This is a genomic window from Serratia nevei (assembly GCF_024160145.1).
Classification (GTDB): Bacteria; Pseudomonadota; Gammaproteobacteria; order Enterobacterales; family Enterobacteriaceae; genus Serratia; species Serratia nevei_A.
On the sequence record NZ_JAMYWQ010000025.1, the window covers coordinates 1 to 13,869 of the forward strand.

General features: G+C 59.7%; 17 protein-coding genes. 10 read left to right on the plus strand and 7 right to left on the minus strand.

What is annotated here, in order from left to right; genetic code table 11:
* The coding region (locus tag M6G53_RS16885) for an IS3 family transposase (RefSeq protein WP_253333246.1) at positions 1–116 on the plus strand (116 nt) is incomplete at its 5' end.
* Positions 117–166: 50 nt separating this feature from the next.
* On the opposite strand, the gene speD is transcribed toward M6G53_RS16885, so the two are convergent.
* From speD to M6G53_RS16900, 3 genes are all read right to left on the minus strand, one after another.
* Positions 167–961: an adenosylmethionine decarboxylase gene (gene speD / locus M6G53_RS16890; protein ID WP_253333155.1), complete on the minus strand. Its 795-nt coding sequence runs from the start codon at positions 959–961 to the stop codon at positions 167–169.
* A gap of 26 nt (positions 962–987) precedes the next feature.
* On the minus strand, positions 988–1,851 hold the full coding sequence (gene speE / locus M6G53_RS16895) for a polyamine aminopropyltransferase (RefSeq protein ID WP_253333156.1): 864 nt from the start codon (positions 1,849–1,851) through the stop codon (positions 988–990).
* 125 nt (positions 1,852–1,976) lie between these two features.
* Positions 1,977–2,324: a YacC family pilotin-like protein gene (locus tag M6G53_RS16900; protein WP_004937515.1), complete on the minus strand. Its 348-nt coding sequence runs from the start codon at positions 2,322–2,324 to the stop codon at positions 1,977–1,979.
* A gap of 217 nt (positions 2,325–2,541) precedes the next feature.
* Here M6G53_RS16900 and cueO point away from each other — a divergent pair, with 217 nt between their 5' ends.
* The 4 genes from cueO to hpt all read left to right on the plus strand — a co-directional run bounded on the left by cueO (position 2,542) and on the right by hpt (position 5,399).
* Positions 2,542–4,194, plus strand: coding sequence for a multicopper oxidase CueO (gene cueO / locus M6G53_RS16905; protein ID WP_253333157.1), 1,653 nt, complete (start codon positions 2,542–2,544; stop codon positions 4,192–4,194).
* A 105-nt stretch (positions 4,195–4,299) separates the two neighbouring features.
* On the plus strand, positions 4,300–4,491 hold the full coding sequence (relB, locus tag M6G53_RS16910) for a type II toxin-antitoxin system RelB family antitoxin (RefSeq protein ID WP_049200097.1): 192 nt from the start codon (positions 4,300–4,302) through the stop codon (positions 4,489–4,491).
* 5 nt (positions 4,492–4,496) lie between these two features.
* Positions 4,497–4,772 carry a type II toxin-antitoxin system RelE/ParE family toxin gene (locus M6G53_RS16915; RefSeq protein ID WP_049208401.1) on the plus strand — a complete coding sequence of 92 codons (276 nt, stop codon included), beginning with the start codon at positions 4,497–4,499 and terminating at the stop codon, positions 4,770–4,772.
* Between the two features lie 90 nt (positions 4,773–4,862).
* Positions 4,863–5,399, plus strand: a complete 537-nt coding sequence (hpt, locus tag M6G53_RS16920; RefSeq protein ID WP_048234659.1) for a hypoxanthine phosphoribosyltransferase — start codon at positions 4,863–4,865, stop codon at positions 5,397–5,399.
* A gap of 37 nt (positions 5,400–5,436) precedes the next feature.
* Here hpt and can read toward each other — a convergent pair whose 3' ends face one another.
* Positions 5,437–6,093: a carbonate dehydratase gene (gene can, locus M6G53_RS16925; RefSeq protein WP_019456069.1), complete on the minus strand. Its 657-nt coding sequence runs from the start codon at positions 6,091–6,093 to the stop codon at positions 5,437–5,439.
* 211 nt (positions 6,094–6,304) lie between these two features.
* On the opposite strand from can, the gene M6G53_RS16930 reads away from it, so the two are divergent.
* The 3 genes from M6G53_RS16930 (at position 6,305) to M6G53_RS16940 (ending at position 9,450) form a co-directional block, all read left to right on the plus strand.
* Positions 6,305–7,228: an ABC transporter ATP-binding protein gene (locus M6G53_RS16930; protein ID WP_033644695.1), complete on the plus strand. Its 924-nt coding sequence runs from the start codon at positions 6,305–6,307 to the stop codon at positions 7,226–7,228.
* Complete coding sequence (locus M6G53_RS16935) at positions 7,225–7,995, plus strand: ABC transporter permease (RefSeq protein WP_253333158.1); 771 nt, start codon at positions 7,225–7,227, stop codon at positions 7,993–7,995. The genes M6G53_RS16930 and M6G53_RS16935 overlap by 4 nt, the downstream gene beginning before the upstream one ends.
* A 177-nt stretch (positions 7,996–8,172) precedes the next feature.
* Positions 8,173–9,450 (plus strand): polysaccharide deacetylase family protein, encoded by a 1,278-nt coding sequence (locus M6G53_RS16940; protein ID WP_253333159.1) that lies wholly within the window; start codon positions 8,173–8,175, stop codon positions 9,448–9,450.
* Between the two features lie 35 nt (positions 9,451–9,485).
* On the opposite strand, the gene panD is transcribed toward M6G53_RS16940, so the two are convergent.
* The 3 genes from panD to panB all read right to left on the minus strand — a co-directional run bounded on the left by panD (position 9,486) and on the right by panB (position 11,684).
* Positions 9,486–9,866 carry an aspartate 1-decarboxylase gene (gene panD / locus M6G53_RS16945; protein ID WP_037416822.1) on the minus strand — a complete coding sequence of 127 codons (381 nt, stop codon included), beginning with the start codon at positions 9,864–9,866 and terminating at the stop codon, positions 9,486–9,488.
* A gap of 145 nt (positions 9,867–10,011) precedes the next feature.
* A complete protein-coding gene (gene panC / locus M6G53_RS16950; RefSeq protein ID WP_253333160.1) occupies positions 10,012–10,866 on the minus strand; it encodes a pantoate--beta-alanine ligase in 855 nt (284 codons plus the stop codon).
* Positions 10,867–10,889: 23 nt separating this feature from the next.
* On the minus strand, positions 10,890–11,684 hold the full coding sequence (gene panB / locus M6G53_RS16955; protein ID WP_004937548.1) for a 3-methyl-2-oxobutanoate hydroxymethyltransferase: 795 nt from the start codon (positions 11,682–11,684) through the stop codon (positions 10,890–10,892).
* A 167-nt stretch (positions 11,685–11,851) separates the two neighbouring features.
* Here panB and qseB point away from each other — a divergent pair, with 167 nt between their 5' ends.
* Entirely contained in the window at positions 11,852–12,514 is a 663-nt protein-coding gene (gene qseB, locus M6G53_RS16960) for a quorum sensing response regulator transcription factor QseB (protein WP_253333161.1), read from the plus strand.
* The gene (qseC, locus tag M6G53_RS16965) at positions 12,511–13,869 is read left to right on the plus strand and encodes a quorum sensing histidine kinase QseC (RefSeq protein WP_253333162.1); all 1,359 of its coding nucleotides are present in this window, start codon (positions 12,511–12,513) and stop codon (positions 13,867–13,869) included. Before qseB ends, qseC begins: the two co-directional genes overlap by 4 nt.

A 13,869-nucleotide genomic window follows, 5' to 3' on the forward strand; every position in this document is an offset into this window, starting at 1 on the left:
ACCTGGCAAAAGAAATAGAGCACTACATTGATTACTACAACCATGACCGCCTCAGAGAGAAACTAAAAGGCCTGAGTCCGGTAGAGTATCGAACTCAGGCCACGAAGGCCGCCTGAATTTACATCGTCCAACTTATGGGGGGCAGTTCAGTGCCGCGCCCTTTCCATTACAAATGCGGAATATTGCAGCCGTAATAGATTTCCTGCATCTCTTTCCATAACAGATCGGTGATCCGTTTGCGTTCGGCGGCGCTCAGCGCCTCCGGTTCCGCGTTGAACAGGTAGTGCTTCAGATCGAAATCCTTCAGCAACATCTTGGTATGAAAGATATTTTCCTGATAAACGTTCACGTCCATCATGTGGTACAGCGCCTTGATGTCTTCCGACATAAAGTTCTGGATCGAATTGATCTCATGATCGATGTAATGTTTCACGCCATTCACGTCGCGGGTAAAACCGCGCACGCGATAGTCCATGGTGACGATGTCGGATTCCAACTGGTGAATTAAGTAGTTCAGCGCCTTGAGGGGCGAAATGACGCCGCAGGTCGAGACTTCGATATCGGCGCGAAAGGTACACAGCCCGCCTTCCGGATGGCTTTCCGGGTAGGTGTGTACGCAGATGTGGCTCTTGTCCAGGTGCGCGACGACGCTGTTCGGCAGCGGGCCGGGGTGTTCCGACGTATCGACGTCTTTCGGATCGATCGGCTCTTCGCTGACCAGGATGGTGACGCTGGCGCCCTGCGGCTCGTAGTCCTGACGTGCGATGTTCAGAATATTGGCGCCGATGATTGAGCAGGTCTCGCTCAGGATCTCGGTCAGCCGGTTGGCATTATATTGTTCGTCAATGTAGGCGATATAGCCGTCGCGATCGTCCGCAGTCTTGGCGTAACAAATATCGTAAATACAAAAACTCAGGCTCTTGGTCAGGTTGTTGAAGCCGTGCAGTTTTAGCTTATGCAATTTGGGCCACCTCCTTATCTTCTCGCTTAACGTGTTACGTTCAGGGCATTGAGCAAATACTGCGGCAGGGCAAAACTGCCGATGTGAATTGCCGGGTTGTAATAACGGCTGTGTAGGCCGCTTTGGTTAAAGCGCTGTTGCAGGGTAGGCAGATCGAGCCGGCGTAGCGCCGGGTTCTGGCTCGCCCAGGCAAAGGTCATGATGCCGCCGTAATAGGTCGGGATCGCCGCCTGATAGAAGCTGACGTCGCTAAAGTAGTGGCTCAGTTTGGCGTGACTGTTGACCGCCTCGTCCTGCTGCAGGAAACAGACGCCGTTTTGCGCGACAAAAATGCCGCCCTCATTCAGGCGGCGGGCGCAGCCTTCATAAAACGCCGAGGTGAACAGGCTTTCGCCGGGGCCGATCGGATCGGTGCAGTCAGAGATGATCACATCGAACGTATCGTCGCTTTGGTTCACGAAGTTGACGCCATCGTCGATCACCAGCCTGAAGCGCGGATCGTCATAGGCGCCGGCGCTGTGGTTGGGCAGGTACTGGCGGCAGAACTCGACGACACCGGCGTCGATCTCGACCATGGTGATCTGTTCCACGCCAGGGTGCCGGCTGACTTCGCGCAGCATGCCGCCGTCGCCGCCGCCGATGATCAGCACTTTCTTCGCCGCGCCGTGCGCCAGCAGCGGCACGTGGGTCAGCATTTCGTGATAGATGAACTCGTCACGCTCGGTGGTTTGCACTACGCCGTCGAGCGCCATCACGCGCCCCAGCACCGGGTTCTCGAAGATCACCAGATCCTGATGATCGGTCTTCTCGCGGTACAGCACCTTCTCTACCGAGAAGTACTGGCCGAAGCCGGTATGCAGCGTTTCGTACCAAATTTCTTTCTGGGTCATGTGCGGGAAACTCCGTAATAACAGCCATGAAAAATCGGCGCAACATCATAGCTAACTCTGCCTGGCGATGCACGGTTGAATTTCAGACAGAGAGAGCGGAAAACGGGCGGGAGAGGGGGAGGGAATTAATTGGCGTAAGCCAGCAGGCTCAAGGAGTCGCGTGCCAGCGATTTGCACTTTTTAGGCGTTGGAATGGCGATGCCGCTGAGATCGCGATAGCTGTCTTCGCCCAGCGCCTTCATATTGAAGCTGTTGTAGTTGCTTAAATCCCAGCGGTTTTGTTGGGCGAAATAGACGATAGCGCGCTTGATTTGCGCATTTGGCAAATCGTTGTAGCCGCAATCATTTTTCAAATAAATAAATACCGCCGTCAGATCGGCCAGATCTTCCGCCTCGGATTCATTCAGCGCCAGACTGGCGTTGGAGAAGCCCAGCATCGCCAGCAACAGCATCGATAACGTTGTTTTTTTCATCATGAAATAGGCCTGTTTGTTGTCTGCAGACGTTACCACACTTGCCTGTAAAGGCACCAAATTTTATTGCTGCCGGGCCGGGTGAACGTTCGCCGGTGGCGCTCTGTTGATTGTGAGACATAGCTTAAAATAGCGCCAGGAATGGCTTGACCTTCCGCCAGGGGGAAGGTTTAGGCTGGCGGCATTGAGTCATGTCACTGAGAAAAGGGAGCCAGCGATGTTACGCCGTGATTTTATTAAATTAACCGCCGCGCTGGGCGCCGCGAGCGCCTTGCCGTTATGGAGCCGGGCCGCCTGGGCGGCCGACCGGCCGGCCCTGCCGGTGCCGCCGCTGTTGACGCCGGACGCGCAGGGTAAGATTGCGCTGGCGCTGCAGGCGGGGGAAACCCGCTGGTTGCCCGGCGCCGCCACCAAAACCTGGGGATTCAACGGCGCGCTGCTCGGGCCGGCGGTGAAGCTGCAGCGTGGCCGGCCGGTGACGGTCGATATCAAAAACAGCCTGGCGGAGGCCAGCACCGTCCACTGGCACGGCCTGGAAATTCCCGGCGACGTCGATGGCGGCCCGCAGGCGCTGATCCATCCCGGCGCGACGCGCACGGTGAGTTTCACCGTCGATCAACCGGCGGCCACCTGCTGGTTCCACCCACATACCCACGGTAAAACCGGCAGCCAGGTGATGATGGGGCTGGCGGGACTGGTGCTGCTGGAAGACGAAGAGAGCGCCACACTGCCGCTGCCGAAAACCTGGGGGCAGGATGATATTCCGGTGATCCTGCAGGATAAGCGGCTGGGCAAAGACGCGCAGATCGAATACCGCCTGGACGTGATGAGTGCGGCGGTGGGCTGGTTTGGCGATCGCATGTTCACCAACGGCGCGCAGTATCCACACCATCTGGCGCCGCGCGGTTGGCTGCGCCTGCGTTTCCTCAACGGCTGCAATGCCCGCTCGCTGAATCTGGCTGCCAGCGACCACCGCCCGCTGTACGTTATCGCCAGTGACGGCGGTTTCCTGGCGGAGCCGGTGAAACTGACCGAGCTGCCGATGCTGATGGGCGAACGCTTTGAAGTGCTGGTTGACGCCTCTGATGGGAAAGCGTTCGACATCGTGACGCTGCCGGTGAAGCAGATGGGCATGACGCTGGCGCCGTTCGATCAACCGCTGCCGGTGTTACGCATTCAGCCGTCGCTGGCGCAGGGCATCAAAACCATGCCGGACAGCCTGGTGAAGCTGCCGACATTGCCTGCCACCACCGGTATCCAGGAGCGTTGGCTGCAGCTGATGATGGATCCGCAGCTGGATAGGCTGGGCATGCAGGCGCTGATGGATCGCTATGGTCACCAGGCGATGGCCGGCATGAGCATGGATCATGGCGCGACGGGCGGCGAAGAGATGAAAGGCATGGAGAAGGGCGGCATGCAGGGCATGGACCACGCCAGCATGGGCAACATGAAGGGCAGGGATCATGGCAAGATGGCCGGGATGGATCACGGCGGTGCGCCGGGCAAAGCCAAACCGTTCGACTTCAGCCACGGCAACATGATCAACGGCAAGGCCTTCGATATGGCCAAGCCGATGTTCGCCGCCAAACGGGGCCAGTATGAAAAGTGGACCATTTCCGGCGAGGGCGACATGATGCTGCACCCGTTCCACATTCACGGTACCCAGTTCCGTATCCTGTCGGAAAACGGCAAACCGCCGGCGGCGCATCGCAGCGGCTGGAAGGACACGGTGCGCGTCGAAGGGTGGCGCAGCGAAGTGCTGGTGCGTTTCGACCATCCGGCCAGCAGCGAACATGCGTACATGGCCCACTGCCACCTGTTGGAACATGAAGATACCGGCATGATGATGGGCTTCACCGTCGCCGATTGATGGCGGCCCGGTGCTCCGGTGGTGGCGCGCTCGCGTCGCCACCGCTTGGTTCAATGAAAGGAAGCCGTTATACTGATTAAAATATCAGCTGTTGAGGAGTGCGTCATGCCGACAAAATTGGATCCCATCGTTTCTGAGTTTGAGACTCAAGAGCAGGCTGATAGCTACGATCGTTGGTTCAGAAGCACCGTGGAATCTTCCATCAATAGCGACTCCCCCCGTATTCCCCATGACGAAGTCATGGCCGGCGCTCGTCACATTATCGAGCAGGCGAAAGCCAAAAGAAAATCGGCCTGACCCTTATGTTAACCGTCAAATGGACTGACGAAGCAAAAACGGGTTTATATACGCTGCTGGCTTTTATCGCTGAGCGAAATCCACTTGCCGCAGAGGCTTTGTTGCAACGCATTGAAGAGTCGGTTATCCCGTTAGCGGAACATCCTTATCTATTCAGGCCAGGCAGGGTGAACGGGACTCGTGAAATGGTTGTTCATCCTAATTACATTGTGGTTTACCGCGTGCTGGCTGCACATATTGAAATAGTGAGTGTCCTGCACGCTCGTCAGGAATACCCTTAATAAAGAAAACTCCCCTGTCCGGGAGAGAGGCAAGTCGTAACGGCCTATGCTAAACTCTGCGCCTTTCTTCCGGCAACTGACCTGAATACTATGAAACACACTGTAGACGTAATGATTTCCGAGCAGGAAGTTAAGACCCGTATCGCCGAACTTGGCCGCCAGATCACCGAACATTACCGCGACAGCGGAAGCGACATGGTGCTGGTCGGGCTGCTGCGCGGCTCCTTCATGTTCATGGCCGATCTGTGCCGCGCGATCGACGTGCCGCACGAAGTCGACTTTATGACGGCCTCCAGCTACGGCAGCGGCATGTCCACCACCCGCGACGTGAAGATCCTCAAGGATCTGGACGAAGACATTCGCGGCAAAGACGTGCTGATCGTGGAAGACATCATCGATTCCGGCAACACGCTGAACAAAGTGCGCGAGATTTTGGCGCTGCGCGGGCCGAAATCGCTGGCGATTTGCACCTTGCTGGACAAGCCTGAGCGCCGTGAAGTGCAGGTGCCGGTCGAATATGTCGGCTTCTCGATTCCGGATGAGTTCGTGGTGGGGTATGGCATCGACTACGCTCAGCGTTACCGCCACCTGCCGTACGTCGGCAAAGTGGTGCTGCTGGACGAGTAATTGATGTGGGGCGCGGTTGGCCGCGCCCGCGGCGGGATTATACGCCCTTATCCTGCTTCAGTTTGGCTATCGCCTTGCGGTAGCCCATCTCCAGGCTCTCGCGGCTGGTCGCCAGCACTTCCATATCACGTAGACGGCCGTCCTGAATGCCGTACACCCAACCGTGGATCATCACCTTCTGGCCGCGCTTCCAGGCGGACTGCATGATGGTGGAATGGCCCAGGTTGTACACCTGCTCAATGACGTTGATCTCGCACAGCATGTCGAAACGCTGCTCCGGCGGCAGCTCGCCCAGCAGCGAGCTGTGCTTGTACCACAGATCGCGAATGTGCAGCAGCCAGTTGTCGATCAACCCCAGCTCCGGGTTTTCCACCGCCGCCTGCACGCCGCCGCAGCCGAGGTGGCCGCAGATGATGATGTGTTCGACTTCCAGCACATCTACCGCATACTGCACCACCGACAGGCAGTTAAGATCGGTATGGATAACGAGGTTCGCCACGTTGCGATGGACGAACAGTTCACCCGGCTCGAGGCCGGTCAGGCGTTCTGCGGGAACGCGGCTGTCAGAGCAACCAATCCATAAGAAACGGGGCTTTTGCGCCTGGGCTAAACGTTCAAAAAATTCCGGGTCTTCCTGACTGATGCTGGCCGACCAGGCTTGGTTGTTGGCGATAAGCTCTTCGATTTCTTTCATGGAGGTTATTGGCTCGTAACGAACAGATTGCGTTGGGGTAATATAGGGTAAGCGTCACAATTTGGAAATCGGAACAGTGGTGCAACCTCATTTTCCGCACGGATTCGACGCGGTGGAAACGTTGCCGATGCTAGGATTATCGTTATTGTTTCAAGCCTCGCAAACAGGGGCGCGGCGGCATACTCATCGTCATAAGGTACTATTTTAAATTATGAATTATGCACTGGAATTAGCGCAGCTGACCAAGACTTACGCCGGTGGCGTCAAGGCGCTGCGCGGCATCGACCTGAGCGTCGAGGCGGGGGACTTTTATGCCCTGCTGGGGCCAAACGGCGCCGGCAAATCCACCACCATCGGCATCATCAGCTCGCTGGTGAACAAAACCGCCGGCAGCGTGCGGGTGTTCGGTTACGACATCGATAAAGACATCGTCAACGCCAAGCGCCAGCTCGGCCTGGTGCCGCAGGAGTTCAACTTCAACCCGTTCGAGACCGTGTTGCAGATCGTGGTGAACCAGGCGGGTTACTACGGCGTTACGCGGCGTGAAGCGATGGCGCGCGCCGAAAAATACCTCAATCAGCTGGACCTGTGGGGCAAGCGCAACGAGCGCGCCCGCATGCTGTCCGGCGGCATGAAGCGCCGCCTGATGATCGCCCGCGCGTTGATGCATCAGCCGAAGCTGCTGATCCTCGATGAGCCGACCGCCGGGGTGGATATCGAGCTGCGCCGTTCGATGTGGGGCTTCCTGAAAGAGCTGAACGCCCAGGGCACTACCATCATCCTCACCACCCACTATCTGGAAGAAGCGGAGATGCTGTGCCGCAACATCGGCATCATCCAGAACGGGGAACTGGTGGAAAACACCTCGATGAAGGGGCTGCTGGCCAAACTGAAGTCGGAAACCTTCATCCTTGATCTGGCGGCGAAGAGCCCGTTGCCGAAGCTGGACGGTTACCGCAGCCGCCTGACGGATACCTCCACGCTGGAAGTGGAGGTGATGCGCGAGCAAGGGCTGAACGGCCTGTTCGCCCAACTGAGCGCGCAGGGCGTGCAGGTGCTGAGCATGCGCAACAAGGCGAACCGCCTGGAAGAACTGTTTGTCACCCTGGTTAACGGCAATGGAGAGAAAGCATGACGCGTTTGTATTGGGTGGCCTTACAGAGTATTTGGGCCAAAGAGGTGAACCGCTTCGCGCGCATCTGGATCCAGACTTTGGTGCCGCCGGTGATCACCATGACGCTGTACTTCATCATTTTCGGCAACCTGATCGGCTCGCGCATCGGCGATATGCACGGCTTCAGTTACATGCAGTTCATCGTGCCCGGCCTTATCATGATGGCGGTGATCACCAACTCCTACGCCAACGTCGCCTCGTCGTTCTTCAGCGCCAAGTTCCAGCGCAACATTGAAGAACTGCTGGTGGCGCCGGTGCCGACCCACGTGGTGATCGCCGGCTATGTTGGCGGCGGCGTGGCGCGCGGCATCTGCGTCGGCGTGCTGGTGACCATCATCTCGCTGTTCTTCGTGCCGCTGCAGGTGCACGCCTGGTGGGTGATTGCGCTGACGCTGTTGTTAACGGCGATCCTGTTCTCGCTGGCGGGGCTGATCAACGCGGTGTTCGCCACCACCTTCGACGACATCAGCCTGATCCCGACCTTCGTCCTGACGCCGCTGACCTACCTGGGCGGGGTGTTCTACTCGCTGTCGCTGCTGCCGCCATTCTGGCAGGCGGTGTCCAAACTGAACCCCATCGTCTATATGATCAGCGGTTTCCGCTACGGTTTCCTCGGCATCAACGATGTGCCGCTGGCGTTCACCCTGGCGGTGTTGGTGGCGTTTATCGCGGTGTTCTATCTGCTGTCCTGGTACCTGATCGAGCGCGGCCGCGGCCTGCGCAGCTGATCGTATTGCGCCCTCGCTTTCCCGGCGAGGGCGCTTTTCTTGATTTGGCGCAGGCGGCGCGTAAATCAATAGAATTGCTCAAATAACCGCTAGTTCCCCGCTGTTCAAATCGTGCTATGCTGGCGCTCCACATTTCCTTCACTTTTGTTATTACGTACTCGTAAGCAGAACATCATCATGCGGCCTCAATACAAGTTAGCGGCTGGGTTACTCGGCATTCTGATGTCGTTGGTTTCCCCTGTGAGCCTGGCGAATCTGCTGTCGGAAGACAGCGCGGTTAAATCTGAATACATGGAAGCGCAGCGCGACAGCGAAGTCTATGCGCTGGTGGGCGAGCATGTGATCCCGGTCGGAGAAGTGAAGCGCGGCCAGCTGATCCAGGTGTTCCCGGCAGATGCGGAATACTACGAATTCAAATTCGGGCACGGCACCGGTTTTATCGATAAGGACGACGTGCGTGAGCTGAAAAAGTCGCGCAAGGTGCAGGACGATCTGGGCGAGCTGAACAAGCCGCTGACCAATCAAAATCTGATCACCCAAAAGGCGATCGACGTTTACACCGCGGCGGACAAGAACAGCGAGGTCTTCGGCACGCTGGAAGGCAACCTGCGCTATCCGATCATCGGCAAGCTGAAGGACCGGCTGAACAACACCTGGTATGAGGTTAACATCGGCGATCGGCTGGGATACGTCAATGAGCTGGACTGCGAGATCGATAACGGCATACCGGTGCTGACTTATCACCACCTGCTGAAAAACGAAGAGAACAAGCGTTTTCGCCACACCTCGACCACCACTTCAGACGTGGCGTTCAGCAACCAGATGACCTACCTGAAGCAGGCGGGTTACGACACCATTTCGCTGTATCAGCTGGAAGCCTACCTGAAGAACCAGATCAACCTGCCGGGCAAAGCGATCGTGCTGACCTTCGACGACGGGCTGAAATCGGTTTATCGCTACGCTTATCCGGTGCTGAAGGATTACGGTTTCCGCGCGACGGCATTCATCATCTCTTCGCGCATCAAACGCCACCCGCAGAAATGGAACCCGGACTCGCTGCAGTTTATGAGCATCTCGGAGCTGAAGCAGCTTCAGGACGTGTTCGACGTGCAGTCGCACACCCATTTCCTGCACCGCACCGACGGCAATCGCCAGCCGATTTTGCTGAGCCGCTCTCTGCACAATATCGAGTTCGATTTCGAGCGTTCGCGCCGCGCGCTGTCGCAGTTCAATCCGCACGTGCTGTATCTGTCCTATCCGTTCGGCGGTTACAACCAGCGGGCTATTCAGGCGGCGCAGGATGCCGGTTTCCATATGGCGGTCACCACGGTGCAGGGCAAGGTGAAGCCGGGGGATAACCCCTATACGCTGAAACGGCTTTATATTCTGCGCACCGACTCGATCCAGACCATGGCGGATCGGATAGCCAACAAACCGGGCACGATGGTGCAGTAAGGAAGAACGGGCGCGCAAGGCGCCCGTTTTTATTGTCAGGCGACCTGAACCGGCACGGCTTTCGCCTTGCGCTGCAGGTTGTTGTCCCCTTCGAAGTAGGCGACTTTCGGGTGATGTTGGCGGGCGTCGGCGTCGCTCATTTGCACATAGGAGCAGATGATCAGTTTGTCGCCCACGCAGGCGCAGCGCGCGGCGGCGCCGTTCACCGAAATGATGCGCGAACCGCGCTCGGCGGCGATGGCGTAGGTGGAGAAGCGCTGGCCGTTATCCACGTTGTAAATATCGATCGCTTCATATTCCAGAATGCCGGCGGCCTCCAGGAAATCCTGGTCGATGGCGCAGGATCCTTCATAGTGCAAGTCAGCCTGAGTGACTTTGACGCGATGCAGCTTGCCTTGCAGCATAGTACGTATCATAGCTTTACCTAACTGAATATCGGCCTTCACAGGCGCTGGGGTTGAACATCTCTCCTGCATCCCTGCAATCTCTATCGTCACCGATTGCCCCGCCATTGTCCACCAATGGACAGGGTTTCAGGGTGACGACAGTACAAAAAACGGCTTACAGCGTCAGGTCGACCTGCTGGTTGTCGATAAGACGTGCCTTGCCCAGCCAGGCGGCCATCAGCACCACCGCACGCTGGCTGTCTACCGTCAGCGGCTGCAGGCTGTCGGCGTCGCGAATAAACAGCTCGTCCGGCGTGAAGCCGGCGGCGCGCAACTGCTCGGCGGTCTGCTCCAGCAGCTCATCGACATGGCGTTCGCCATTGGCCAACTGCTGCGCCAGCGCGTTCATGATCTTGCTCAGCTGCGGGGCGACCTTGCGCTCTTCGGCGGTCAGGTAGCCGTTGCGCGAGCTGAGGGCCAGGCCGTCTTTGGCGCGCACGGTCGGCACGCCGACGATGTCGATGTCGTAACCCATGTCTGCCACCATTTTGCGGATCAGCGCCAGCTGTTGGTAATCCTTCTCGCCGAAGCAGGCCAAATCAGGCTGCACCAGGTTGAACAGCTTGCTGACGATGGTGGATACGCCGCGGAAGTGGCCCGGCCGGCTTGCGCCTTCCAGAATGGCGGAGATGCCCGGCACGTCGACGTAGGTCTGCTGCTCCAACCCTTGCGGATAGACCGCGGCCGGGGCCGGCGCGAACACCAGATCGACGCCGCGGCGGGTCAGCTTCTCGCTGTCTTCCTGCAGCGTGCGCGGGTAGCGCGCCAGGTCGTCCGGCCGATCGAACTGCATCGGGTTGACGAAGATGCTCACCACCACCACATCGGCGCGGGCGCGCGCTTCATCGACCAGCGTCATATGGCCGTCGTGCAGGTTGCCCATGGTCGGCACCAGCGCGATGCGTTTGCCTTCCTGGCGCCAGCGGCGGATCTGCTGACGCAGCATCGGCAGGGTTTCGATAATAATCATTGAGTGACTCCTGGAACCATCGCTTAGTTAAAAGAGTGTTCAGCCGCCGGGTAGAGGCCTTGCTCCACTTCCTGAATGTAGTGCTGCACCGCCGTGCGGATATCGCCGCTCTGCGCCAGGAAGTTCTTGGCGAACTTCGGCGTGTGGCCGCCGGTGATGCCGAAGGCGTCGTGCATCACCAGGATCTGGCCGTCGGTGCCGTTGCCGGCGCCGATGCCGATGACCGGAATGGACAGCGCTTCGGTGATCTGGCGCGCCAGTTCGGTCGGCACGCATTCCAGCACCAGCAGCTGAATGCCGGCCAGTTCCAGATTCTGCGCGTCCTGCAACAGCTGTTTGGCGGCCAGCTCGTCGCGCCCTTGTACCTTATAGCCGCCGAACACGTTGACCGACTGCGGCGTCAGGCCCAGGTGGCCGCACACCGGCACCGCGCGCTCGGCGAGCATTTTCACCGTGTCGCACAGCCAGCTGCCGCCTTCCAGTTTCACCATGTTGGCGCCGGCGCGCATCAGCTCGGCGGCGTTGGCGAAGGTCTGTTCCGGGGTGGCGTAACTCATGAACGGCAGATCGGCCAGCAGCAGGCAGGCCGGCGCGCCGCGGCGCACGGCGCGCGTGTGGTAGGCCACGTCGGCGACGGTGACCGGCAGCGTGGAGTCGTGGCCCTGCAGCGTCATGCCCAGCGAATCGCCCACCAACAGGACTTTGATGCCTTGCTCTTCAAACAGTTTGGCAAAGCTGGCATCGTAGGCGGTAAGGGTAGCAAACTTGCGTTGCTCCTGTTTCCACTGGCGCAAGTGGGTCACGGTGGTGGGTTTCATCACAACGTCTCCTGAAACGGGCCGTGCGGCGTACGCAGGCCCGGGCTGCAAAAAAAGTGCAGCCATTCTACTGTAACCCGATCGGGGTGGGTAGCGCGGATCGCCATGCTTAAGCGGTTCTTAAGAACCTTGTGGTGCAATGGCGCCAAGACTCAAAAGGGATACTCATGCGAATTTTGCTGATCGAAGATGACAAACTGATCGGGGACGGCATCAAGGCCGGGTTGACCAAACTCGGCTTCAATCTGGACTGGTTTACCGATGGCGTCGTCGGCAAAAATGCGCTGGGCAGCGCGCCGTACGATGCGGTGATCCTCGATCTCAGTCTGCCGGGCCTCGACGGCCTGGATCTGCTGCGCCAGTGGCGCCAGGCCGGGCAGGACGTGCCGGTCCTGATCCTCACCGCCCGCGACGCACTGGGGCAGCGGGTCAGCGGGCTGCAAAGCGGCGCCGACGATTACCTGTGCAAGCCGTTCGCGCTGGCCGAAGTGGCGGCGCGCCTGCAGGCGCTGATCCGCCGTCGCCACGGCCAACTGATGCCGCAGCTGACGCACGGCAACGTAGTGTTCGACAGCGCCACCCGCAGCGTGAGCTGCAACGGCGAGCCGGTGACGCTGACGCCGCGCGAACTGGCGGTGCTGGAGTTGTTCCTGCATAACAAGGGGCGGGTGCTGGCGCGGCCGCTCATTCAGGAGAAGCTGTACAACTGGGATGACGAGGTGAGCAGCAACGCGGTGGAAGTGCATATTCACCACCTGCGGCGCAAGCTGGGCAACGGCTTCATCCGTACCATCCACGGCGTGGGTTACACGCTGGGGGATGCGCCGTGAAGCGTCTCAGCCTGCGGCTGCGCCTGATCCTGATCTTCAGCCTGTTGGCGCTGCTGACCTGGAGCACCGCCAGCGTGGTGGCCTGGGTGATGTCGCGCAACACCATCAACGAAGTGTTCGACACTCAACAGATGCTGTTTGCCAAACGGCTGGCAACCGCCAACCTCGGCGATCTGCTGGCCGATGAAAGTGCGCGCAGCCTGCCGAAGACCAAGAAGCTGGTGCACCACGGCAAACGCGGCGATCAGGAGGACGATGCGCTGGCGTTCGCCATCTTCGACCGCGACGGCAAGATGCTGCTCAACGACGGCGAGAACGGTGCCGACTTTCTGTTTGACGGGGAGCGCGAAGGCTTTACCGACGGTGTACGCAAGGGCGATGACGATAGCTGGCGCCTGCTGTGGCTGACCAGCCCGGACGGGCGCTACCGTATCGTGGTCGGTCAGGAGTGGGATTACCGGCGCGATATGGCGCTGGGTATGGTGACCGGCCAACTGGTGCCCTGGCTGGCGACGCTGCCGGTGCTGATGCTGCTGATCGCGCTGATGGTGGGGCGCGAGCTGCGGCCGCTGCGCACGGTGGCCGCCGGTTTGCGCCGGCGTGCACCCGATGACGCGACGCCGCTGGACGCGCGCCAGGTGCCGACCGAGGTGCGCCCGCTGGTGGATGCGCTCAATGCGCTGTTTGCCCGCATCAACGCTCTGCTGGTGCGGGAGCGGCGCTTCACCTCCGATGCCGCGCACGAGTTGCGCAGCCCGCTGGCGGCGCTGCGGGTGCAGACCGAAGTGGTGCAACTGGCGGGGGACGATGCGCCGATGCGTGAGCACGCGCTGGACAATCTGACGGTCGGCATCGATCGCGCGACCCGGCTGGTGGATCAGCTGCTGACGCTGTCGCGGCTGGATTCGCTGTCGGATCTGGCCGAGCTGGCGCCGATCGACTGGCACGAACTGGTGACGATGACCCTGGCGGAGCAGGATCGGCAGGCCCATGCGGCGGGCGTGGCGCTGCGTTATGAACAGCAGGGAACGCCGGCACCGCGTCAGGGGCAGGCCTTGCTGCTGTCGCTGCTATTGCGCAACCTGCTGGACAACGCGGTGCGCTACACCCCGCAGGGCGGCGCCGTCACCGTGACGCTGAGCGAACGTTCGCTGACGGTGGAGGACGACGGTCCGGGAGTCACCACGGAACATCTGGCGCGGCTGGGGGAGCGCTTCTATCGCCCGCCGGGGCAGGAGCAAACCGGCAGCGGGCTGGGGCTCTCGATCGTGCAGCGTATCGCCGGCTTGCATGGTTTACAGGTCAGTTTCGCCAATCGCCCGGCGGGCGGGTTCGTTGCGCGGCTGGCGCTGTAG